We start from the raw sequence: 21,248 nt of genomic DNA on the forward strand, positions 1-21,248 counted from the left end.
CGCAAGTTTCCTGACGAATCGCCAGGAAACGCTCCTCACGTTCTGCACCAGTACCGTCACGAATCCTCTGCGCGGCGCCTATCCACTTGGCGCGCGATCCGCATCATGGACGACGATAGGGATTGCGGAACCACAAGTGACCGCGCTGAAAGGAGGCGTCCATGGGATCGGTGCGCAAGGCGAGTGCCTGGCTGGGACTCGTCGAGGACAACGACGAGCGTTACTACGACGACGAGTACGCCGACGGTGCCGAGGGCGGCGACGCCTGGGTGACGGACCCCCGGGTCCGGGTGGCCACGGACACCGCCGAGGACCGGGGCCGCCGGATCGCCACCGTCTCCCCGGACGGCTTCCGGGACGCCCGGGGCATCGGCGAGCTCTTCCGGGACGGGGTTCCGGTGATCGTGAACCTGACCGCGATGGAGCCGAACGACGCCAAGCGCGTCGTCGACTTCGCCGCCGGTCTCGCCTTCGGCCTGCGCGGCTCGATCGAGCGTGTGGCGACGCGGGTCTTCCTGCTGACCCCCGCCGACACCCAGATCGTCACCGGCGAGACCGGTCGGCGTCAGCAGGACGGTTTCTTCAACCAGAGCTGAGCGGGTCCGCCGGCCCGGCCGGGCACCTCCCGACGCGGTCGGGTCAGTGCGCCGGACGCCCCGAGCCGGCGGGCTCGATCGCTTCCCGAGTCGCGGGCACCCGCGGCTCGGCGCCTGCGGGGCAACCGGACGACTCCGAGCCACCGGGCGCTCCCGAGACACCGCTCCGCTCCGGCGACCCGGCCCGCCCCGAAGAACCGGCCGCTCCCGAGACACCGCCCCGCTCCGACCGGTCGGCGGGTGCCGCTTCCGGCGCCTCCGCCATCCCGGGTACGGTCCCGGACATCTCCGCACCCTGGTCCAAGCCCACCGCGGCCACGCGCGCCCCCTCGGCCTCCCGGGCGTCGAAGGCCTCCTCCGGGTCCACCGGGCATTCCATGATCCGCGGCAGCCGCTGGGCCATCAGCGCGCCGAGGAGCAGCAGGCCGGCGCTCACGAAGAGCGTGACGTGCAGGCCGGTCACGAAGGAGTGCCGCGCGGCCTGGTGCAGGGCCTCGCCGGCCGTGCCGCCGAGCTGACCGGCGACCTCGTACGCCTCGCCGAGCGAGTTCGCGGCGGCCCGGCTCGCCTCCGCGGGCACCCCGGGCACCGAGGCGAGCCCGGGGGCGTACGCCGCGTTCATCACACTGCCGAGCAGCGCGATGCCCATGCCCGCGCCGAGCTGGTACGAGGTCTCGCCGATCGCCGCCGCGCCGCCCGCGCTCCCCTGCGGCGCCTCGCTCAGCATCGACTCGTACGCCGAGAAGAGCGTGGTCTGCAGGCCGAAGCCCAGCAGCACGAAGCCCACCGTGAGCAGCGCCGGCCGGTCGTGCTGCCCCATGAACGTGAGCAGCAGCACCGCTGCGGCGGTGAGCAGGAAGCCCCAGCCGACCATCCGGCGCGGCCCGATCCTGCGCAGGGTGTACGAGCCGGTGGCACCGGCGGCCATGGCGGCGAAGGTCAGCGGGAGGAGCCGGAGGCCGGTCTCCAGGGGGCTGAGGCCGAGGACCAGCTGGAGGTACTGGATGGCGATGAGCTCCAGGCCGACCAGGGCCAGCATGCCGATGACGATGCAGCCGACCGAGGTGGTGAAGGCCGCCCGGGAGAAGAGCTTCAGGTCGATCAGCGGGTGCGGGCGCCGCTTCTGCCTCCGTACGAAGAGGACGAGGAGCGTGGCGCCGAGCAGCAGCGGCCCGGCGGTCGCCAGGGTGAGCAGCGGGTCGCCGGCCCCGGCGCGCTTGACGCCGAGGACGCAGCCGAGCACTCCGGCCGCGGCCATGAGCGCGCCGAGCACGTCCCAGGGGCCGTCGGCGGCGCCCCGGGACTCGGGGAGCAGGCGGCGGCCGAGCGGGAGGATCAGCGCCATCAGCGGGATGTTGATGAGGAAGACGGAGCCCCACCAGTAGTTCTCGACGAGGAAGCCGCCGAGCACCGGCCCGGTGGCGGCCCCGATCGCGGCGGTGGCCGTCCAGATGCCGATCGCGGTGGCGCGCTCCCTGCGGTCGGGGAAGACCGTCCGGAGGATGGAGAGCGTGGCGGGCATGATCATCGCGCCGCCGACGCCGAGCAGCGCGCGGGCCCCGATGAGGACGGAGGGCTCGGTGGCGAGCGCGGCGACCGCCGAGGCGATGCCGAAGAGCGCGTAGCCGAGGAGGAGCACTCTCCGTCTGCCGACCCGGTCGCCGAGGGTGCCGAAGAGGATGAGGAGCGACGCGCAGACCAGGGGGTAGGCGTCGACGATCCAGAGCAGCGCGGTGGAGCTGGGGCGCAGGTCCTCGGTGAGCGAGGGGACGGCGACGTGCAGGATGGTCGCGTCGAGGGCGACCAGGAGAAGACTGACGCAGAGGACGACGAGGACGACCCAGCGGTTGGTGCCGCCGCCGACGGGGGAACGCGGTCGTTCTTGGGCCGTGTTCGTCCGCGACATGTACGTACCTCCCAGTGAAGCTCTCGCGCTCGGTGGGCTGTGACCAGGGCGTATGCCCCTGGGGCGGCCCGGCATCGACGGGCGAGTGAGCCGTCAGCGTACGCGAGTTCAAGGCCCGAGCGCGTGGTGCAGCTCTCACCTCGGCGGGGCTCGTGGTGTGGCGTACGCCACTCCGCGGGGGCCGTGCGTCGCATGGAATTCCGCACGGACGTCTGTTTGGGGAAATTCCCGCGCGTTCAAACAAGCTTCCGGAATCACCCCGTCCGGCATTACCGCCGAAGGTCATCTGATTTCCCGACCGGCGTCCGGAATGGACCGGTCACTGAGACCCACTCCACATCACATGGTCATCACGAAGGGAGCGGAACGACCGGGTCTGCTTCTCACTCCCTGTAACGTCGATTGGGTGCGTACCGACATCTTTGCCCGGCTGGACCGGGAGCCGGAACCGCCGAAGATAGAGGTCCCGCGGATGACCCGCACGCGTCTCGCCCTCTTCGGCGGGACGTCGGCGTTCTATCTCGCCATCGTCGTGGCCGTCCTGCTGTCGACGGGGCTGGTGACCCTCGACTGGAAGATCATGCTCTTCCGGCCGTACCAGCAGTGGCCCGAGATCCACGGCTTCCTCGACTACTACGTCGTCCTCGGCCAGCGCGGCCCCACGGCCGTCATGGTGGCCGCCTGGCTGGGCTGGCGCTCCTGGCGCCAGCACACCCTGCGGCCCCTGCTGTGCCTCGGCGCCGCGCTTCTGCTGCTCAACGTCTCGGTGGGTGCGGTCAAGATCGGGCTCGGCCGCCTCGGGCCCCACTACGCCACCCAGATCGGCTCCCCGGAGCTCTTCGGGGGCGGCGACATATTTCCCTCGGGGCACACCGCCAACGCGGTCGTGACCTGGGGCATCCTCGCCTACCTGGCGACCACCCCGAGAGCCCGGCGCTATCTGTCGGCGCTCTCCGCGGTGGTCGCGCTCGGCGTCGGCCTCACCACCGTCTACCTGGGCACGCACTGGCTGAGCGACGTGCTGCTCGGCTGGGCCGCCGGGCTGCTCGTGCTGCTCGCGCTGCCCTGGTGCGAGCCGGTCCTGGCCGTCGCCGAGGCCTGGATCCTCGCCGCGCGCGACCGGCTCAGGGAGCGGCTGCGGGACCGCCGCCGGCTCGTGCCCTCGCTGCCCGTGGCCTCGGGAGGGCCGCGCCCGGTCCGCGAGCCCGTACGGGAGCCGGTGCGGGAGCCCGTGGGGGTGGCCGGCGGACGCCGCGCCCCCGCGACCCGCGGCTGACACGCAGCGCAGCAGGGCCCCGGCCGCATCGGCCGGGGCCCTTTCGCGTGCGGTCCGGCCCGTCAGCCGAGCCAGCAGCGGGTGACGGTGCCGTCCTCGACCTCGAAGTTGATGCGCCCGGACAGGTACTCCATGGTGATGATCGAGCCGGGCGGCAGGCACCGGACGACGCGCCAGCCACGGGTCCTGGCGAGCTGCTCGGCCCCCTCGGCGGCCAGGCCCACATAGGACTCGGGAGCGTCGCGGGGCGGTTCGGGAGTGCGCGAAGTGGGTGACATGAACCTCACGTTAGTCCCTCTGCGGTCACGCTTGTGTCACAAGTTCTCGACATAAGTCTGACCTGTTCGACCGTCAGCCGCGGGCCCGGTTTCCGGCCGTTTCTCCAGTAATTGAGAACATCTCCCGGCCGTTCGCACGAAGACCTCGGAAGTGCCGCCGAGACCCGTTCAATTCCCTTCTTCCGGCACGCCGTCCCGAATTGCGACGGCGACGCGCACGCGAGCCACGCACTCTTCCCTTACAGAATGCTTACGCTGTCCGAACGCCCGGAGACGCGGAGCCGGGACGACGGCGAGGCGGAGGCAGGATGAGCAACGGGACACCGACCGCGACCGCCGAATCGGCCCGGCAACGGCACGGCCGCATCCTGATCGACTGGCTCACCACCACCGACCACAAGAAGATCGGCCATCTGTATCTGGCCACCTCGTTCGTCTTCTTCCTGTTCGCCGGGCTCCTGGCGATGCTGATGCGGGCCGAGCTGGCCCGCCCCGGACTCCAGCTGGTCACGAACCAGGAGTTCAACCAGGCCTTCACCCTGCACGGCACGATCATGCTGCTGCTCTTCGCCACACCGACCTTCGCCGGCTTCGCGAACGAGCTCGTACCGCTGCAGATCGGCTCCCCCGACGTCGCCTTCCCGCGGCTGAACATGTTCTCGTACTGGCTGTTCCTCTTCGGCGGCCTGATGGTCCTCGGCTCCCTCTTCACCCCCACCGGACCCCCCGCCTTCGGCTGGACCGCCTACGCCCCGCTGAACAGCCTGGAGCGGATGCCGGGCGTCGGCACCGACCTGTGGATCACGGGGCTCGCGCTCTCCGGCTTCGGCACGATCCTCGCCTCGGTGAACTTCCTCGCCACCATCGTCGGCATGCGGGCGCCCGGCATGACCATGTTCCGGATGCCGATCTTCACCTGGAACGTCCTCTTCACCACGATCCTGGTGCTCGTCGCCTTCCCCGTCCTCGCGGCGGCGCTCCTCGTCCTGGAGGCCGACCGGCGCCTCGGCTCCGTGGTCTTCCAGCCCCAGAACGGCGGCGCGCTGCTCTGGCAGCACCTCTTCTGGTTCTTCGGCCACCCCGAGGTCTACATCATCGCGCTGCCGTTCTTCGGGATCGTCAGCGAGATCATCCCGGTCTTCTCCCGCAAGCCGATCTTCGGCTACGCGACGCTGGTCGGCGCCACCATGGCGATCACCGGCCTCTCCGTGGTGGTCTGGGCCCACCACATGTTCGTGACCGGCGCGGTGCTCCTCCCCTTCTTCTCGATGCTCTCGTTCCTCATCGCGGTGCCCACCGGCGTGAAGTTCTTCAACTGGACCGGGACGATGCTGCACGGTTCGCTGTCCTTCGAGACCCCGATGCTCTGGTCCGTCGGCTTCCTGGTGTCCTTCCTCTTCGGCGGGCTCACCGGCGTCATCCTCGCCTCTCCGCCGATGGACTTCCAGGTCACCGACTCGTACTTCGTCGTCGCCCACTTCCACTACACGGTCTTCGGCACCGTCGCCTTCGCGACCTTCGCGGGCTTCTACTTCTGGTGGCCCAAGTTCACCGGCCGGATGCTCGACGAACGGCTCGGGAAGATCCACTTCTGGACGCTCTTCATCGGCTTCCACCTGACCTTCCTCGTCCAGCACTGGCTCGGCGCGGAGGGCATGCCCCGCCGGTACGCCGACTACCTGGAGGCCGACGGCTTCACCGCGCTCAACACGGTGTCCACCATCGGCGCGTTCCTGCTCGGCACGTCCACGCTGCCGTTCCTGTACAACGTGTGGCGGACGTGGCGGTACGGGGAGAAGGTCGACGTCGACGACCCCTGGGGGTTCGGGCGCTCCCTCGAATGGGCGACGTCGTGCCCGCCGCCGCGTCACAACTTCGAGCGGGTTCCGCGGATCCGGTCGGAGGCGCCGGCGTTCGACCTCCACCACCCGGACTTCGCCCCGCCCGAACGCACCCGCCTCACCCCACCGGACACCCCCTGACGGCTGACCGTCGCGCGGCGCGGCCCGGGCGGGCGCGGCACCCAGCGGTACCGGGCGCCGCGCCCGCGCGGCTGCGCGTCAGCGGAAGCGGCGTACCAGGCGGCCCGCCCTCGCCTTCTCGGTGTACACCGCGTCCACCACCCGCCCCACAGCCCGATGCACCCGCGCCCGCCCCGGCGCGTGGGTGCGGCGGCTCGCGCCGTGGGTGGCGAGGTCCGTCCAGAGGGCCTCGTGCCGCGCGGCGATCCGCGCGGGGTCGAAGCGTTCGGAGGCCGTGAGCGCGGCGCGTCCCGCCTTGGCGCGGAGTTCCTCGGACTCGACGTACGCCCGCAGCGCCGCCGCGACCGCGGCCACGTCGTCGACGGGGACGAGCCGCCCGTCGACCCCGTCCTCGATGATCTCGCGCGGCCCGTAGGGGCAGTCGGTGGAGACGACCGGCAGTCCGCAGCGCATCGCCTCGACGATGGTCATGCCGAAGGACTCGCGCTGCGAGGTGACCGCGGCGATCGAGCCCTTGACCCATTCGGGTTCCATCGAGCCGACCGTCCCCATGAGGAAGACCTGCTCGTCGAGCCCGAGGGCCTTGATCTGCCGGGCGAGCGGGGCCTTGAGGTCCTGGACGGCGTCGCCGGAGCCGTAGATCCGCAGCTTCCAGTCGGGGTGGTCGGCGGCCACGGCCGCGAAGGCGTCGATCAGCACGTCGTACCGCTTGACGTGGGTCAGCCGGCCCGCCGCGACGACCGTCCTCGCCGCCGGGTCGGCGGGCCCGACGGCGGGCGCGGGCACGCTGTTGGGCACGGCCTCGACGCGTACGCCGGGCAGGCGGAGTTTCCGGTAGGCGCGGGCGTCGGCCTCGGTGACCGTGGTGACGGCGTCGAGCAGCGCGTACTCGTGGGCGATGTCCCGGCGCAGCCGGTAGCTGTGGCCGGTCAGTATCAGGTGTTCCTGGCCGACGAGGACCGGACCGCGCCGGGCCTGCCGGGCGAGGTGCACGTTGAGCCCGGGGCGGGTGGCGACGAGGACGTCGGCCTCCACGCCGCGCAGGTACTCCCCGATCCGCGCGTCGGTGAGCGCGCTGTACTGCTTCCAGCGGCCGTCGCCGCGCGGGAAGACCTCGGCGGGGCGGTGGAAGTCGGGGTGGTCGCCGTCGTATCCGGGGCTGTCCCGGCGCAGGTCGACGAGGTGGCGCAGGGTCACCCCGGCCGGCAGGCCCAGCCACGGACGGTCACGGTGGCGGAACACCGAGACGATCTCGACCTCGTGGCGTTCCGCCAGTTCCTCGGCGAGGGTGAACGTGGTCCGGATCGTGCCGCCGTAGTGGTAGCCGTTGTGGAGCAGAAAGGAGATACGCATCTACTGCCGGTTCCCCCCGGTCAGTTCGGTCAGTCGGTCGGTGCCCGACTGTACTGCCGGTGCGGGGGTCCCGTTCACGGCCGGTAGCCGAGCTGGGGGACGGTCGCGCAGTTCTTCGTCATCTCGCCCTGGCTGACCCAGCCCCGCCCGTCCTGCCAACGGGCCACGGACAGACAGGTGTTCCGGGTGGCGGGCGGCCGGGCCAGGTGCTCGAAGCGTACGGGGAGCAGCAGTCCGTTCGCGGTGTACGGTTCCGGACGGTTCATGAAGTCCTCGACGCAGCCGCGGGTGAGCGCGCCCCGGGCGAGGCAGGAGCGGGCGGCGTCGGTGAACCACATGGCCGCCGCCCATCCTTCGAGCTGCCACTGCGACAGGGGCCGGTCGCCCATGGCCGTGCGGAACGCGCGGACCGCCGGCTGCCCGGTGTCCTCGTAGTTGCGGCTGGAGCCGGTCACCCACAGCGAGGCCCGGCAGCCGGGGGCGCGGGCGTAGTCGCGGGGGACGGCCGAGGACCAGTTCTGCACGTTGGTCACCTTGGCGGCGACCCGGACCCCGACCGCCTGCATCGCCTCGCACAGGCGGACGTTGCCGTGGGTGTCCATGGCGTCGAAGAGGACGTCGGCGTGCTCGGCCCGCAGATCGGCGGCGACGGCGCGGAAGTTGGGCAGGGCGAAGTCGACCTGTTCCTCGACGACGCGGTAGCCCTCGGCACGCAGTCCGCGGGTGATCAGCCGGGCGTACGCGGCGGAGGCGGCCTGGTTGTAGGAGACGACGGCGGCGGTCCGCGCGCCCAGCTTCGCGCGGAAGTAGTGGTAGACCTCGGTCCCGCCGTACAGCGTGCCGCCCCAGCCGGGTGCGCGCCCGGTGCGCGGGGCGGAGCTGCCGTAGATGCCGTAGAGGTGCGGATGGGTGTCGTAGGCGGGGGTGAGGGGCTGGCCGCCGATGTCGGGGACGCCGGCGCGGGCGACGAGGGGCGCGCCGGCGTAGTTCAGGGCGGTGGTGGCGACGAGGGCGAAGACGCCGCGCTCGTCGATCAGACGGTGCACGCACGCGTTGTTGCCGACGCCGCTGCCGCCGTCGTCGCAGGTCTCGACCTCGACGCGGCGTCCGTCGAGGCCACCGCGCGCGTTGAGGGCGTCGAACCAGGCGCGGGCTCCGTCGCGCGGGCCGGTGAAGGTCTGTCCGCCGACGGGGCTGGTGGTGCTGGTGATGATCCCGACGCGGAGCGGCTCACCGCCGGAGGGGGTGACGGTGGGCCGCGTCTCGAAGGCGCGCTCCGGGAGCCGGCTGCCGCAGCCCGTGAGGAGGGTGAGCAGCACGGCCAGGAGCAGCGCCGCGACCGCCTCAGCAGCCCGGAACGGTGACACCGCTCAGCTCGACCAGGCCGCACAGGGTCTTCACGGAGACCTTCCAGGTGTCGTCCTGCAGGACGGAGGTGCCGTGGGCGCCGGGCAGGGCGGGGGCGCCGCCGACCAGCAGGTCGTAGGTGACGTCGGCACCGGTGGCCGAGGTGAACGCGATGCCGGTGACCTTCGCGGAGGTCATCGCCGCGTTCTTGTCGCCGGCGAAGGCGCCCAGCACCGGCCGCATCTGCTCGCCGTTCTCCAGGAGCTTCACCTTCTCGGCGACGGGGGTCTTCGGGTCGAAGAACGCCGTCCAGTTCCTGGTGATCTGGGCTTTGGCGGCGGCCGGGTCGGTGGGCCGGTCGGCCGTCGGCGGGGAGGACGGGGAGGACGAGACCGTGCCGCCGCTCTTTCCGCCGCCGTTGTCGGAACAGGCCGCGACGGCGGGCGCCAGGGCGAGGACGGCGACGGCCCCCAGGACCGCGAGACGGGAGCGTCCACCGCGTCGTACATCGACCATCTGGCTCACCACCGGGTGTCCCGCCAGTCCGGAGCGGCTGGTGTTTCCAGGGTGGGACGGATCGGGGCATAGTGCAAGGAAGAGACGAGGGAGGCCCGCGTGCCGACAGCCCGGATCCTGCTCTGGAGCGGTCTCGCGGCGGCCGCCGGGGGCGCGGTGCTCTGCGCGCTCGGCTGGTACGGGATCTCAGGCGAGCGCTTCGCGGAGCGCCAGCTGCCCTATCTGGCCTCGTGCACGATCCCGGGGGCCGCGCTCCTCGTGGCGGGCGCGGTCCTCGTCGGTACGGCGACGCTGCTTCCCGTACGCCCCCCTCGGCCGCGCTCCCCGACTCCGGAGGAGCCTCCGCCGCCCTCCTCGGACGGGCCCCTCCTCCGCGTCCCGGACGGGACCCTCGCGCACCGCCCCGACTGCCCGCTGGTGGCGGGCAAGGCGGAGGCCGTGGAGGTGGGGGACGCCGAGCTCGCCCCCTGCCCGGTGTGTGAGCCGTGGCCTCCCTGACGTACGAGCTGACGCTGGCCGGCCTCGCGGTCGGCAGCGCCGCCGCGCTCACCGGCATCGGCCTGATCGTCACCTACCGGGCGACCGGGGTCCTCAACCTGGCGCACGGGGCCGTCGCCATGGTCGGCGCGTACGTGCTCCGCCAACTGGTCGTCGTCTGGGGGTGGCCGCTCCCCCTGGCCGCCCCGGTCACGCTCCTCCTCGTCGCCCCCGGCCTCGGCCTGGCGCTCGACCGGGGCGTCTTCCGCCCCCTCGCGCTGCGCGGTTCGAACCCGGCGCAGACCCTGGTGGCGACGATCGGCGTCTTCGTCCTGCTGGTGGGCGGGGCGGTGCTGCTGTGGGGCCCGGGGGCCCGGGACGACGCGCCCGTGCTCCTCGGCGACGATCCGTGGGCACAGCTCGCGGCCGTGCTGGCGCTCGCCTGCCTGGTGGGGGCGGTGACCCGGTGGACGCGGTTCGGCCGGGAGCTGCGGGCGGTCGTGGACAACCGCCCGCTCGCCGTCCTGGCGGGGATCGACGCGGACCGGGTCGCGGCGGCGGGCTGGGCGTTCGGCTCGTTCACGGCCGGGCTCACGGGCGTGCTGCTCGCCCCGTACGTACGGCTCGACCCGTACGGGATGCCGCTCCTCGTCATCGAGGTGATCGCGGTCGCGGTGATCGCGAGGATGCGGTCGCTGCCGGTGGCCGTGGCGGCCGCGCTGGCCATCGGTGTCGCCCAGGCGCAGCTGACCCGGTTGCACCCGGAGGGCTGGGCGGGCCCGCTGCTCCAGGCCGTCGGGGCGAACCTGTTCGTGGTGGCGCTGCTGGTGGCGGCGCTGGTCCTGCCGGGCGTGGGCGGCAAGGGCCGCGACGCCCTGCCGCCGCCGACGCGCGCCCCGCGTGTCCCGCCCGTCCTGTGGCCGGTGGTCGGCGTCCTGCTGCTCCTCCCCCTGGGCCTGGCGGGCTCCGACCTGCACACGGCGGTCCAGGTCCCCGCGCTCGCCGTGATCCTCCTGTCGCTGGTCGTGGTGGCGGGCCGGGGAGGCCAGATCGCCCTGGGCCAGGCGGCGTACGCGGGCCTGGGGGCTCTCTTCACGGCACTCCTGGCAGCAGCGGGCATCCCCACCCTCCTCTCCCTCGCCCTCGCGGTGCCGATGGTGGCGGTGGTGGGCCTGGTGACGGCGCGGCCGGCGATCCGGCGGCACGGCCTGGCCCTCGCCCTGGCGACCCTGGCCGTGGGGGTGGCGGTGAGCCGCTTCGTCCTCACCCAGCCGTACGCGGCGGCCGACCTGTCCCTCGGCCGCCCGGGGGGCTTCTCCGACGACCGCGCGTTCTACGCCCTGGAGCTGGTCGTCCTGGCCGGCTGCCTCGCCCTGGTGGCGGCCCTCCGCCGGGGCCGCACGGGCCGCGCGCTTGCCGCCCTGCGCGACCACGAACCGGGCGCCGAGGCGGCGGGCGTCCCGGTCCCCCGCCTCAAGCTCCTCGCCTTCGTCCTGGGCGCGGCACTGGCGGCCCTGGGCGGCAGCCTCCTGGGCATGGGTCTGCGCGCCTTCGACCCCGACCAGTACGACCCGGTACGGGGCCTGCTCTGGTTCGCCGCGGTCCTGGTCCTGGGCGCGGACAGCCTCCTCACCCCGTTGGCGGCGGCGGCCCTCCTGACCACCCTGGACGCGGGCCCCCAGGAGGGCACGGCAGCGGCCCTGATAGGCCTCCTGGCCGCCCTGACGGGCCGCCTCCCGCCGTTGCTGACGCTGCTGCCGACGACCCAGGCGCCGCCGGAACCGACCGGTCCGGCCGAAGGCCGGCCACACCCCGCCGGCGGGGCGGCCGCCGACGGCGGGCAACCGTCCACGGGAAGACCCGCACCTCTGCCGATCACCCGCACGGGCGGTGCGGGTGGGAACCCCCGTCCGGCCGAAGGCCGGACGCACCCCCACGGCGGGGCGGCCGCCGACGAAGCCAAGCCCCGCACGGCCCCCCGCAACGGCCTCCGCGTGGCGGACCTCACCCTCACCTACCCCGGAGGGGTCATCGCCCTCTCCCACGTCACCCTCGACCTCGCCCCCGCCCGCGTCACCGCCCTCGTCGGTCCCAACGGCGCCGGCAAGAGCACCCTCTTCGACTGTCTCGCCGGGACGCTCCGGCCCCGCCGCGGTCAGGGCCGGATCACGCTCGGCGGCACCGACATCACGGGAAGGTCCGCCCACGCCCGGGCCCGCCTCGGCATCGCGCGGACCTTCCAGCAGCTCGCGGTGTTCCCGACGCTCACCGTCGAGGAGAACGTCCGCCTCGGCCAGGAGCAGAGCAGGGGCCGCGGCGACCCGGCCGCCGTGGAGCGGAGCCTGCGGCTGCTCGGGCTCGCCGGGCCCGTACGCCACCGCGCGGCGGCGGACCTGCCCACCGGGACGCTGCGCCGGGTCGAGCTGGCCCGCGCACTGGCCGGGCGGCCGCACACGCTGCTCCTCGACGAGCCGTCCGCCGGACTCGACGCCGCCGAGACGGAAGCGCTGGCCCGGATCCTGTCGGCGCTCGCGGCGGACGGCCTGACCGTCCTCGTCGTCGAGCACGACCCGGACCTCGTCGCCGGGATCGCGGACACGGTGCACACCATGGAGGGGGGCCGGATCCTGTCATGAGCGTCGAGATCGCCCTGCGCGCCGCCCGGGTCCGCTACGGCCCCCTGGAGGCCCTGCACGGTCTGGACCTGCCCGTGCCGGCGGGGACGGTGACCGTTCTCCTGGGCCGCAACGGCGCGGGCCGTACGACCGCCCTGCGCGCCCTCGCCGGGACGGTGGGCCTCTCGGCGGGCCGGGTGGAGTGGCGCGGGGCGGACGTGACCCGTCTCCCGGCGCACGTACGGGCGCGCCGGGGGCTGTGCCTCGTACCGGATCTACGGGCGGTGTACGCGGGCCTCACCGTCGCCGAGAACCTCGGCCTTGCACAGAGCCGGAGCCACGCCCCCGCCCCGTACCCGGAACTCGTCCCCCTCCTGTCCCGCACGGCGGGGACCCTGTCCGGCGGGGAGCGCCGGATGCTGGCGGTCTCCCGCGCGTTCCTCGCACGCGCGCGCGTGGTCCTCGTCGACGAGCCGTCGCTCGGCATGGCCCCGCCGGTCGCGGCCCGTACGTACCGGATGCTCGGGGAGCTGGCCGTGGAGGGCGGGGCGGCCGTGGTGCTGGCCGAGCAGCGCGTACCGGACGGGCTGCCGCCCGGCTCGGTCGTGCACGAGCTGCGGCGCGGCTCCCGCGCGTCGAGCGGGGAGCCGGCCGAGTACCGCTGACCCCTGGCGCCCGTCCGGCGGATCATGGCCGGACAGGCCCTAGCCGATCCGCAGCATGCTGCCGACGAGGATCCGGTTCGGGTCGGGCCCGATCACGCTCCGGTTCGCCGCGTACAGCGCCGCCCAGCCGCCCTTGATCCCGAAGCGGCGGGCGATCGAGGCGAGCGTGTCTCCGGCCTGGACGGTGTGGACGCGCCCGTACAGGCCGTACCGCTTGGAGCAGACGGGCCAGGCCCCCCACCCCTGGGTGCGCAGCACCTCCTCGGCGATGGTGATCTGCTGCTGCCGGGTGGCCAGGTCGGCGCGCCGGGCGTACCTGAGCCCGCCGTGCTCGACCCAGGTGGGGTGCCAGAACTGGAGCCCGCCGTAGAAGCCGTTGCCGGTGTTCAGGTGCCAGCGTCCGGTGCTCTCGCAGTCGGCGACGCACCCCCACGGCCACTGGTCCTGCGCGCAGGCGTACGCGGGCACGGCGGCGGCCTCCCGGAGCGCGTCCGACACGCCCAGGAGCGCGGCGGAGGCCTCCCGCGCCGCGTCCGGCACGTCCCGCACCCCGGCGACGGCCCCCGCGGCGACGCCCGCGACCACGCCCGGGACGGGCTCGGCGGGCGTGTCCCGGGCCTGCGCGGGCGCCGGGGCCAGGGTCAGGAGCACGGCCGCGGACGCCGCCACGAGGGAACCGGCTGTCCAAAATCGGATCTTCGACATCGGGGAAGGCTAGGCAGCCCCCCGGCACCCCCGGCCCGTGCCGCGCGGAACACTGTTCACACCCCACCCGGTCGGAGTCACGGCCCCGGACCTCCCCGAACGTCCACGGAGGCCCCCGGCCGCACAAGCCGCTGGCAAGTTGCCCGGCTTCCGCGCGTGACCCCGGCCGAGTCTGACCCGTTGAACTCGGCATGAGACGCCCGGGAACGGCCCGGCGTCCCCCCGTTCCGAGTCCAGGGAGCCCCCCGTGCCGCGCATGCTCGACGTCAGCGAGGACGTACGCGCCGAGATCGGCGACGAAGAAGCCGCCCGGCTGCTCGCCGGCGACAACGCCCCGGGCAGCTACGACTGCACCTCCTGCCGCACGCCGGGCGACTCCGAGCAGGAGCGCACCTCCACGGTGCTGTTCGTCGGCGAGGAGACCGCGGTCCTCGCGTTCGCCCACGCCAGCTGCATCCCGTCGCAGGTGGTCCGGGTCTCCGAGGACCAGCTCCAGGGCGCCGTCGCCTCCATCACCGCCGCCGACGCCGCCGACGCGCTCACGGCCGCCCACCCCGAGCAGGCCGTGCTCGGCGTCACCAGCGGGCTCGTCCTGATCGACGGCGAGCTGCACCCGGCGCTGGTCGTGGAGCCCACCGCGCCGGTGGCCCGTCCGGGGTCGGACGGCCTGACCGACGAGTTCCTGCCGCTCCTGGCCGAGCAGGGCTTCCAGCAGGTCATGGACCTGGGCGAGAAGCCGGCGGTGCTGCCGGGCTGGTCGGTCCTGGTCGCGATGGGCCAGCTGCACTCCGTACTCCAGCCGGGTCCCGGCGGTGCGGGTCAGGCCGCCTGGTGGCAGGCGCACCAGCCGCTCCAGGTCACCGAGGGCTGGCGCGCGGCGGCCAACAAGTCGCACACGGTCCTGGTGTTCGCCGCTCCGGTGGGCTCGATCGGCCAGCAGCCGCGCGAGGACCTGCTGCGCGACGCCCTGGAGAAGGCCGCCGCGAACGGCCGCCTGGTGGCCGCCGCGATGCCGCTGGCCGGCACCTGATGGAGGACGACCGGCCCGGCATAGGGCGGGCGAGGCTCCCCGGGCCGGGGGCGGGACCGGGTGTCCCGACCGTGCCGCGGCCCCGGGGCGCTCCCCTTTCGGAGAGCCGCCCGCATCCGACGGGCGGCGGTGTCGTTGGCACCTATGTGCACCCATACGACCCCTTCACCCAGCCGTATCCGAGCCCGATCCCCGCGATGCGCCCCGCCCGGGACGTCACGGCGGGCCCGTCGCCCACGCCGATCTACGACGCCCTGTACTCGGAGTACCTCAGGTCGTTCCGTACGCTGCCGGGCGACCGCAGCGGCGAGGAGGAGCTGGGCTTCCGGGCCTTCGGCACGGTCCTGAGCACGGGCTTCCACGGGCAGATGCACCGGCACGCGGCGCCGTACCCGACGGTGTGGACGGGGCAGCAGCACCCTCACACGCAGGCGGCGCTGCCACCGGGGCCGCGCAGGAGTCTGTAGGACGTACGGCTGAGGGGGGGGGGGGGGAGGGCTGGGTCCCCCCCCCCCCCCCCCCCCCCTCAGCCGTACGTCACTTCCCCGCTGCTACTTCTTGCGGCCGCGCTTCTCGCGCACCCGGACCGAGATGTGGATCGGGGTGCCCTCGAAGCCGAACTCCTCGCGCAGCCGGCGCTCGATGAAGCGGCGGTAGCCGGCCTCGAGGAAGCCGGAGGCGAAGAGCACGAAGCGGGGCGGCTTGGTGCCGGCCTGCGTGCCGAAGAGGATGCGGGGCTGCTTGCCGCCGCGGACCGGGTGCGGGTGGGCGGCGACGATCTCGCCCAGGAAGGCGTTGAGCCGGCCGGTGGGGACGCGGGTCTCCCAGCCGGCGAGGGCGGTCTCGATGGCCGGGACCAGCTTCTCCATGTGGCGGCCGGTCAGGGCGGAGACGTTGACCCGGGGCGCCCAGGCGACCTGCTGCATCTCGGTCTCGATCTCGCGCTCGAGGTAGTAGCGGCGCTCCTCGTCGAGCTCGTCCCACTTGTTGTAGGCGATGACGATGGCGCGGCCCGACTCGACCGCCATCGTGATGATGCGCTGGTCCTGGACCGAGATGTTGTCGGTGGTGTCGATGAGGATGACGGCCACCTCCGCCTTCTCGATGGCGGCGGCGGTCCGCAGGGAGGCGTAGTAGTCCGCGCCCGCCTGGAGGTGGACCTTCTTGCGGATGCCGGCGGTGTCGACGAACTTCCACGTCACGCCGCCGAGCTCGATGAGCTCGTCGACCGGGTCGCGGGTGGTGCCGGCCAGCTCGTTGACGACGACCCGGTCCTCGCCCGCCACCTTGTTGAGCAGGGAGGACTTGCCGACGTTCGGGCGGCCGATGAGGGCGATGCGGCGGGGGCCGCCGACCGCGTTGCCGAAGCGCTGCGCGGGGGCCTCGGGCAGCTTCTTCAGGACCTCGTCGAGGAGGTCGCCGGTGCCGCGGCCGTGCAGCGAGGAGACGGGGAACGGCTCGCCGAGGCCCAGGGACCACAGCGTGGCCGCGTCGGCCTCGCCGGACTGGCCGTCGACCTTGTTCGCGGCGAGGACGACGGGCTTCCCGGCGCGGCGGAGGAGCTTGACGACGGCCTCGTCGGTGTCGGTGGCACCGACGGTGGCGTCCACGACGAAGAGGCAGGCGTCGGCGGCCTCGATGGCGTACTCGGCCTGGGCGGCGACGGAGGCGTCGATGCCGAGGACGTCCTGCTCCCAGCCGCCGGTGTCGACGACCTTGAAGCGGCGGCCGGCCCACTCGGCCTCGTAGGTGACGCGGTCGCGGGTGACGCCCGGCTTGTCCTCGACGACGGCCTCGCGGCGGCCGATGATGCGGTTCACCAGGGTCGACTTGCCGACGTTCGGACGGCCGACGACGGCGAGGACGGGGAGCGGGCCGTGGCCGGCCTCCTCGATCGCGCCCTCGACGTCCTCGACGTCGAAGCCCTCTTCCGCGGCGAGCTCCATGAACTCCGCGTACTCGGCGTCGCCAAGTGCCCCGTGGTCGTGCTGGTCGTTCATGAAGTCCGTTCCTTGATCATTCGTGGTCGGTGGTCCCGGACGGCCGGAGCCGTGGGGCCACTACTGAGAGTGTCGCTCAGCGCCCGGTGAGGCGCCTGGCGTTTTCCAGGTGGGCGGTGAGCTGCCCCTGGATCCGTACGGTGGCCTCGTCGAGGGCCTTGCGGGTGCGGCGGCCGGAGCCGTCCCCCGCCTCGAAGGCGTCGCCGAAGACGACGTCGACGCGGCTGCGGAGCCGGGGCAGTACCTTGACCAACCGTCCGGGCCGGTCGGTGCTTCCCAGGACCGCCACCGGGACGATCGGCGCGCCGCTGCGGACGGCGAAGTACGCCAGGCCCGCGCGGAGCGAGGCGAAGTCGCCGTCGCCGCGGGTGCCCTCGGGGAAGATCCCGAGGACGCCGCCCTGCTCCAGGACGCCCAGGGCGTTGCCTATCGCCGTGCGGTCGGTGCTCTCCCGGTCCACCTTGAGCTGCCCGATGCCCTCCAGGAAGCTGCCGAGGGGTCCGACGAACGCCTCCTTCTTGATGAGGAAGTGCACGGGACGCGGGGCGGTGCCCATGAGCATGGGGCCGTCGAGGTTGTGCGCGTGGTTGACGGCGAAGATGACGGGGCCGGAGGACGGCACCCGCCAGGCGCCGAGGACGCGCGGCTTCCAGAAGCCGTACATCAGCCCGATGCCGATGCGACGGCCGACGGCGGCGCCCTTCTCGGAGGGCAGGGTCACTTGGCGGCCGCCCGCTTCTCGTCCACCAGGGTGACGACGCACTCGATGACCTGGTCCAAGGTCAGTTCGGTGGTGTCGACCTCGACGGCGTCACCGGCCTTGGCGAGCGGGGAGGTCTTGCGGCTGGAATCGGCCGCGTCCCGCTTGATCAGGGCTTCCTTCGTCGCGTGCACGTCGGCGCCCTTGACCTCGCCGGAGCGGCGGGCGGCGCGGGCCTCGGGCGAGGCGGTGAGGAAGATCTTGAGGTCGGCGTCGGGCAGGACGGTGGTGCCGATGTCCCGGCCCTCGACGACGATGCCGTTCTCCGCGCCCTTGGCGATGGACCGCTGGAGCTCCGTGATCAGGCTCCGCACCTCGGGGACGGCGCTGACGGCGCTGACCTTGGAGGTGACCTCCTCGGTCCGGATGGGACCGGAGGCGTCGGCGCCGTCGACGGTGATCGTGGGCCGGGCCGGGTCGGTGCCGGAGACGATGACCGGCTTGGACGCGGCATTGGCGACGGCCTCGGCATCGGTGACGTCCACACCGTTGCTGATCATCCACCAGGTGATCGCCCGGTACTGGGCGCCGGTGTCCAGGTAGCTCAGCCCCAGCTTGGCGGCGACCGCCTTCGAGGTGCTGGACTTGCCCGTGCCGGAGGGCCCGTCGATGGCGACGATCACGGATTCCACGGTGAGAACACCTTCCTGGGGGTGAGCGGGAGGGCCCGGCGGGATGCGGGGGACCCCCACAAGGTTACCGAGTCCCCGACCCCCGTTCGGCCCAGCCCGTACGGGCTGGACCTGCGGGGCGCCGCCACGACTGGCGGCGGCGCCCGTAGGCGTCAGCTCGTGCGCAGGGACCAGCCGCGTTCCTGGAGGGCCGCGCCCAGCGGCCCCGCCGCCGACGGCTCCACCATCAGCTGGACCAGACCCGCCTGCTGCCCCGTCGCGTGTTCGATGCGGACGTCCTCGATGTTGACGCCCGCCCGGCCCGCGTCGGCGAAGATGCGGGCGAGCTCGCCCGGCTGGTCGCTGATGAGGACGGCGACGGTCTCGTAGGCCGTGGGGGCGGCACCGTGCTTGCCGGGGACGCGCGCGCGGCCCACGTTGCCGCGCCGCAGGACGTCCTCGACGCCCGTGGCGCCGTCGCGGCGGTCGTCCGCGGAGGCGGACTGGAGGGCCCGCAGCGCGCGGACGGTCTCGTCGAGGTCGGCGGCGACGCCGGAGAGGACGTCGGCGACGGGCCCGGGGTTGGCGGACAGGATCTCGACCCACATGCGCGGGTCGGAGGCCGCGATCCGGGTGACGTCTCGGATGCCCTGCCCGCAGAGGCGTACGGCGGACTCGTCGGCCTCCTCCAGGCGCGCGGCGACCATGGAGGACACCAGCTGCGGGGTGTGGGAGACGAGGGCGACGGCCCGGTCGTGGGCGTCGGCGTCCATGACGACGGGGACGGCCCGGCAGAGGGCGACGAGCTCCAGGGCGAGGTTGAGGACCTCGGTGTCGGTGTCCCGGGTCGGGGTGAGGACCCAGGGCCGCCCCTCGAAGAGGTCGGCGGTGGCGGCGAGCGGTCCCGAGCGCTCCTTGCCGGACATGGGGTGGGAGCCGATGTACGTGGTGAGGTCGAGGCCGAGGGCCTCCAGTTCCCGCTTCGGTCCGCCCTTGACGCTCGCCACGTCGAGGTAGCCGCGGGCCAGGCCGGCCTTCATGGCCTCGGCGATGGTGGTGGCGACGTGCGCCGGGGGTACGGCGACGATGGCGAGGTCCACGGGGCCTTCGGGCGCCGCGTCGGTGCCCGCGCCGAGCGCGGCGGCCGTGCGGGCGCGGGCGGGGTCGTGGTCGCGCAGATGGACGGTGACGCCGCGGCCCGCGAGGGTGAGGGCGGCGGAGGTGCCGATCAGGCCGGTTCCGATGACGAGCGCTGTTCTCACTGGGCGATGTCCTTGCGCAGGGCGGCCGCGGCGCCGAGGTAGACGTGCGCGATCGACGACTTGGGCAGTTCGGTCTCGACGTGGGCGAGGAGCCGGACGACCCTCGGCATCGCGCCCTCGATGTCGAGTTCCTGTGCGCAGAGCAGGGGTACGTCGGCCATGCCGAGCCCGATGTGCCGGGCCGCGGCGGCGGGGAAGTCGCTGTGCAGATCGGGTGTGGCCGTGAACCAGATGCTGATGAGGTCGTCGGGGGTGAGCCCGTTGCGTTCGAGGACGGCGCCGAGCAGTTCCTCGACCTGCTCGCGCATGTGCCCGGCCTCGTCCCGTTCCAGCTGGACGGCTCCTCGGACCGCTCGTACCGCCACGTCGTGCTCCTTCGCCTGCGTCAGTGCTCCGTTCAGCCTAGTCAGCGGCGGGCCCGGCACGCGGCGGCGCCCGCCCTCCGAGACGGACGGGCCGAAGGGTGTGGCGGGCGTCGAACGCGCTCAGAGCCTCGCCAGGCCTGATGCCGCCCGAACCGGGATGCTCCGCCACTCGGGGGACACGGTGCGGAGGACGGCCGTGCGAGGGAGCCGGGTGCCGGACGCGGGCGTGTTGCGGGCCCGGGACGGGGTGCGCGGCCATGCTGGCGGCATGACGTCCAGCCCCGCCACTCGCCGTACCGTCCTGTTCGCCGCAGCGGCCCTGACAACGGGCTGCGGCTCGGACGGCGGGGGTGCCGGCGGTTCGAGCACGAGCGCCCCGGCCGCCACTCCTCCCGCGACCGCCCCGAGCCCCTCGGGGAGCGGCGGCGCCCCGCTGGCCAGGACCTCCCAGATCCCCGTCGGCGGGGGCATGGTCTTCGCGAAGGAGAAGGTGGTCGTGACCCAGCCCGCGGCGGGCGAGTTCAAGGCGTTCTCCGCGATCTGCACCCATCAGGGATGCACGGTGGACAAGGTCGCGGAAGGCACGATCGACTGCCCCTGTCACGGCTCCAGGTACCGCATCGCCGACGGCTCGGTGGCGGCGGGACCGGCGCCCCGGGCGCTGCCCGCCGAGCAGATCATCGTCTCGGGGGAGACGATCACCCTCGCGTAATCTGCCCGGCATGACTCCCGACGAGCTGGTGCGCGAGCACACGATCTACTCCTGCGTGATGGGCTCGCGCGCCTTCGGTCTGGCGACCGAGGACAGCGACACGGACGTACGGGGCGTGTACCTGGCCCCGACGCCCCTCTTCTGGCACTTCGACAAGCCCCCGGCGCACGTGGAGGGTCCGGCCGAGGAGCAGTTCAGCTGGGAGCTGGAACGCTTCTGCGAGCTCGCCCTGCGCAACAACCCGAACGTCCTGGAGTGCCTCCACTCCCCCGTGGTCGAGCACGTCGACGACTGGGGCCGCGAGCTCCTCTCGCTGCGCGGGGCGTTCCTGTCCCGCCGGGCGCACCAGACCTTCGTCCGGTACGCGGCGGGCCAGCGCCGCAAGCTCGACGCGGACGTCCGCCAGTACGGCGGGCCGCGCTGGAAGCACGCCATGCACCTGCTGCGGCTCCTGACCAGCTGCCGCGACCTGCTGCGCACGGGCGAGCTCCGCATCGACGTCGGCGAGGACCGGGACCGTCTCCTCGCGGTCAAGCGCGGCGAGGTGACGTGGCCCGAGGTCGAGTCGTGGATGGACCGCCTCCAGGAGGAGGCCGACCGCGCCCACGACACGACCCCGCTCCCCACCGCCCCGGACGAGCCCCGAATCCAGGACTTCCTGATCCGCGCCCGCCGGGCGTCGGCACTGCGGGAGCTCTAGGGGGTGGGGTGGGGGGGGGGGGGGGGGGGGGGGGGGGGGGGGGGGGGGGGGGGGAAAAAAAACAAAAACACAACCACAAGCAAAAAAACGAA

General features: G+C 73.4%; 21 protein-coding genes. 10 read left to right on the top strand and 11 right to left on the bottom strand.

Going from position 1 to position 21,248, the window contains the following annotated elements; translation table 11 throughout:
- Positions 1-161 precede the first annotated feature (161 nt).
- The gene (locus ACZ7HT_RS24740) at positions 162-596 is read left to right on the top strand and encodes a cell division protein SepF (protein ID WP_030315727.1); all 435 of its coding nucleotides are present in this window, start codon (positions 162-164) and stop codon (positions 594-596) included.
- Positions 597-639: 43 nt separating this feature from the next.
- Here the strand turns inward: ACZ7HT_RS24740 and ACZ7HT_RS24745 are convergent, their stop codons facing one another.
- Positions 640-2,502: an MFS transporter gene (locus ACZ7HT_RS24745; RefSeq protein ID WP_471169717.1), complete on the bottom strand. Its 1,863-nt coding sequence runs from the start codon at positions 2,500-2,502 to the stop codon at positions 640-642.
- 406 nt (positions 2,503-2,908) lie between these two features.
- On the opposite strand from ACZ7HT_RS24745, the gene ACZ7HT_RS24750 reads away from it, so the two are divergent.
- On the top strand, positions 2,909-3,778 hold the full coding sequence (locus ACZ7HT_RS24750) for a phosphatase PAP2 family protein (protein WP_471169720.1): 870 nt from the start codon (positions 2,909-2,911) through the stop codon (positions 3,776-3,778).
- A gap of 62 nt (positions 3,779-3,840) precedes the next feature.
- Here ACZ7HT_RS24750 and ACZ7HT_RS24755 read toward each other — a convergent pair whose 3' ends face one another.
- Positions 3,841-4,056, bottom strand: a complete 216-nt coding sequence (locus ACZ7HT_RS24755) for an I78 family peptidase inhibitor (RefSeq protein ID WP_471169722.1) — start codon at positions 4,054-4,056, stop codon at positions 3,841-3,843.
- Between the two features lie 308 nt (positions 4,057-4,364).
- Here ACZ7HT_RS24755 and ctaD point away from each other — a divergent pair, with 308 nt between their 5' ends.
- Positions 4,365-6,038, top strand: coding sequence for an aa3-type cytochrome oxidase subunit I (ctaD, locus tag ACZ7HT_RS24760; RefSeq protein WP_471169725.1), 1,674 nt, complete (start codon positions 4,365-4,367; stop codon positions 6,036-6,038).
- 78 nt (positions 6,039-6,116) lie between these two features.
- Here ctaD and ACZ7HT_RS24765 read toward each other — a convergent pair whose 3' ends face one another.
- The 3 genes from ACZ7HT_RS24765 to ACZ7HT_RS24775 all read right to left on the bottom strand — a co-directional run bounded on the left by ACZ7HT_RS24765 (position 6,117) and on the right by ACZ7HT_RS24775 (position 9,254).
- Entirely contained in the window at positions 6,117-7,391 is a 1,275-nt protein-coding gene (locus ACZ7HT_RS24765) for a glycosyltransferase family 4 protein (RefSeq protein ID WP_471169728.1), read from the bottom strand.
- A 74-nt stretch (positions 7,392-7,465) separates the two neighbouring features.
- A complete protein-coding gene (locus ACZ7HT_RS24770) occupies positions 7,466-8,758 on the bottom strand; it encodes an ABC transporter substrate-binding protein (RefSeq protein WP_471169731.1) in 1,293 nt (430 codons plus the stop codon).
- Complete coding sequence (locus ACZ7HT_RS24775) at positions 8,736-9,254, bottom strand: MTB12 C-terminal domain-containing protein (RefSeq protein ID WP_471169733.1); 519 nt, start codon at positions 9,252-9,254, stop codon at positions 8,736-8,738. The genes ACZ7HT_RS24770 and ACZ7HT_RS24775 overlap by 23 nt, the downstream gene beginning before the upstream one ends.
- Before the next feature lie 99 nt (positions 9,255-9,353).
- Between ACZ7HT_RS24775 and ACZ7HT_RS24780 the strand changes: the two genes are divergently transcribed.
- Genes ACZ7HT_RS24780 through ACZ7HT_RS24790 form a run of 3 tightly spaced genes read left to right on the top strand, consistent with a single transcriptional unit; the run spans position 9,354 to position 13,011 of the window.
- Positions 9,354-9,752, top strand: a complete 399-nt coding sequence (locus ACZ7HT_RS24780; RefSeq protein ID WP_471169736.1) for a hypothetical protein — start codon at positions 9,354-9,356, stop codon at positions 9,750-9,752.
- Positions 9,740-12,367 carry an ABC transporter permease subunit gene (locus tag ACZ7HT_RS24785; protein ID WP_471169738.1) on the top strand — a complete coding sequence of 876 codons (2,628 nt, stop codon included), beginning with the start codon at positions 9,740-9,742 and terminating at the stop codon, positions 12,365-12,367. Before ACZ7HT_RS24780 ends, ACZ7HT_RS24785 begins: the two co-directional genes overlap by 13 nt.
- On the top strand, positions 12,364-13,011 hold the full coding sequence (locus tag ACZ7HT_RS24790) for an ATP-binding cassette domain-containing protein (RefSeq protein WP_471169741.1): 648 nt from the start codon (positions 12,364-12,366) through the stop codon (positions 13,009-13,011). The genes ACZ7HT_RS24785 and ACZ7HT_RS24790 overlap by 4 nt, the downstream gene beginning before the upstream one ends.
- 39 nt (positions 13,012-13,050) lie before the next feature.
- On the opposite strand, the gene ACZ7HT_RS24795 is transcribed toward ACZ7HT_RS24790, so the two are convergent.
- Positions 13,051-13,716, bottom strand: coding sequence for a LysM peptidoglycan-binding domain-containing protein (locus ACZ7HT_RS24795; RefSeq protein WP_471169744.1), 666 nt, complete (start codon positions 13,714-13,716; stop codon positions 13,051-13,053).
- A gap of 247 nt (positions 13,717-13,963) precedes the next feature.
- On the opposite strand from ACZ7HT_RS24795, the gene ACZ7HT_RS24800 reads away from it, so the two are divergent.
- Both ACZ7HT_RS24800 and ACZ7HT_RS24805 read left to right on the top strand, forming a co-directional pair.
- Positions 13,964-14,746, top strand: coding sequence for a hypothetical protein (locus ACZ7HT_RS24800; protein ID WP_471169747.1), 783 nt, complete (start codon positions 13,964-13,966; stop codon positions 14,744-14,746).
- A gap of 197 nt (positions 14,747-14,943) precedes the next feature.
- Positions 14,944-15,213, top strand: coding sequence for a hypothetical protein (locus tag ACZ7HT_RS24805; RefSeq protein ID WP_471169749.1), 270 nt, complete (start codon positions 14,944-14,946; stop codon positions 15,211-15,213).
- A gap of 84 nt (positions 15,214-15,297) precedes the next feature.
- Here ACZ7HT_RS24805 and der read toward each other — a convergent pair whose 3' ends face one another.
- The 5 genes from der to aroH all read right to left on the bottom strand — a co-directional run bounded on the left by der (position 15,298) and on the right by aroH (position 19,744).
- Entirely contained in the window at positions 15,298-16,746 is a 1,449-nt protein-coding gene (der, locus tag ACZ7HT_RS24810; RefSeq protein WP_471169751.1) for a ribosome biogenesis GTPase Der, read from the bottom strand.
- A 76-nt stretch (positions 16,747-16,822) separates the two neighbouring features.
- Complete coding sequence (locus ACZ7HT_RS24815) at positions 16,823-17,410, bottom strand: lysophospholipid acyltransferase family protein (RefSeq protein ID WP_471169845.1); 588 nt, start codon at positions 17,408-17,410, stop codon at positions 16,823-16,825.
- Positions 17,411-17,463: 53 nt separating this feature from the next.
- The gene (cmk, locus tag ACZ7HT_RS24820) at positions 17,464-18,138 is read right to left on the bottom strand and encodes a (d)CMP kinase (RefSeq protein ID WP_471169754.1); all 675 of its coding nucleotides are present in this window, start codon (positions 18,136-18,138) and stop codon (positions 17,464-17,466) included.
- A gap of 152 nt (positions 18,139-18,290) precedes the next feature.
- Positions 18,291-19,379 (bottom strand): prephenate dehydrogenase, encoded by a 1,089-nt coding sequence (locus ACZ7HT_RS24825; RefSeq protein ID WP_471169757.1) that lies wholly within the window; start codon positions 19,377-19,379, stop codon positions 18,291-18,293.
- Entirely contained in the window at positions 19,376-19,744 is a 369-nt protein-coding gene (gene aroH / locus ACZ7HT_RS24830; protein WP_471169759.1) for a chorismate mutase, read from the bottom strand. The genes ACZ7HT_RS24825 and aroH overlap by 4 nt, the downstream gene beginning before the upstream one ends.
- Positions 19,745-20,012: 268 nt before the next feature.
- On the opposite strand from aroH, the gene ACZ7HT_RS24835 reads away from it, so the two are divergent.
- A complete protein-coding gene (locus ACZ7HT_RS24835) occupies positions 20,013-20,456 on the top strand; it encodes a Rieske (2Fe-2S) protein (protein ID WP_471169762.1) in 444 nt (147 codons plus the stop codon).
- Positions 20,457-20,466: 10 nt separating this feature from the next.
- Positions 20,467-21,156: a nucleotidyltransferase domain-containing protein gene (locus tag ACZ7HT_RS24840; RefSeq protein WP_471169765.1), complete on the top strand. Its 690-nt coding sequence runs from the start codon at positions 20,467-20,469 to the stop codon at positions 21,154-21,156.
- Positions 21,157-21,248: the final 92 nt, after the last annotated feature.

Source organism: Streptomyces sp. NPDC037410, from assembly GCF_055602235.1.

Excerpts from the sequence above, each read along its gene's own strand:
- ACZ7HT_RS24740 (WP_030315727.1), top strand. The coding sequence starts at position 162 with ATGGGATCGGTGCGCAAGGCGAGTGCCTGGCTGGGACTCGTCGAGGAC.
- ACZ7HT_RS24745 (WP_471169717.1), bottom strand. The coding sequence starts at position 2,502 with ATGTCGCGGACGAACACGGCCCAAGAACGACCGCGTTCCCCCGTCGGC.
- ACZ7HT_RS24755 (WP_471169722.1), bottom strand. The coding sequence starts at position 4,056 with ATGTCACCCACTTCGCGCACTCCCGAACCGCCCCGCGACGCTCCCGAG.
- ctaD (WP_471169725.1), top strand. The coding sequence starts at position 4,365 with ATGAGCAACGGGACACCGACCGCGACCGCCGAATCGGCCCGGCAACGG.
- ACZ7HT_RS24765 (WP_471169728.1), bottom strand. The coding sequence starts at position 7,391 with ATGCGTATCTCCTTTCTGCTCCACAACGGCTACCACTACGGCGGCACG.
- ACZ7HT_RS24775 (WP_471169733.1), bottom strand. The coding sequence starts at position 9,254 with ATGGTCGATGTACGACGCGGTGGACGCTCCCGTCTCGCGGTCCTGGGG.
- ACZ7HT_RS24790 (WP_471169741.1), top strand. The coding sequence starts at position 12,364 with ATGAGCGTCGAGATCGCCCTGCGCGCCGCCCGGGTCCGCTACGGCCCC.
- ACZ7HT_RS24795 (WP_471169744.1), bottom strand. The coding sequence starts at position 13,716 with ATGTCGAAGATCCGATTTTGGACAGCCGGTTCCCTCGTGGCGGCGTCC.
- ACZ7HT_RS24805 (WP_471169749.1), top strand. The coding sequence starts at position 14,944 with ATGCGCCCCGCCCGGGACGTCACGGCGGGCCCGTCGCCCACGCCGATC.
- der (WP_471169751.1), bottom strand. The coding sequence starts at position 16,746 with ATGAACGACCAGCACGACCACGGGGCACTTGGCGACGCCGAGTACGCG.
- ACZ7HT_RS24815 (WP_471169845.1), bottom strand. The coding sequence starts at position 17,410 with ATGTACGGCTTCTGGAAGCCGCGCGTCCTCGGCGCCTGGCGGGTGCCG.
- ACZ7HT_RS24835 (WP_471169762.1), top strand. The coding sequence starts at position 20,013 with ATGACGTCCAGCCCCGCCACTCGCCGTACCGTCCTGTTCGCCGCAGCG.
- ACZ7HT_RS24840 (WP_471169765.1), top strand. The coding sequence starts at position 20,467 with ATGACTCCCGACGAGCTGGTGCGCGAGCACACGATCTACTCCTGCGTG.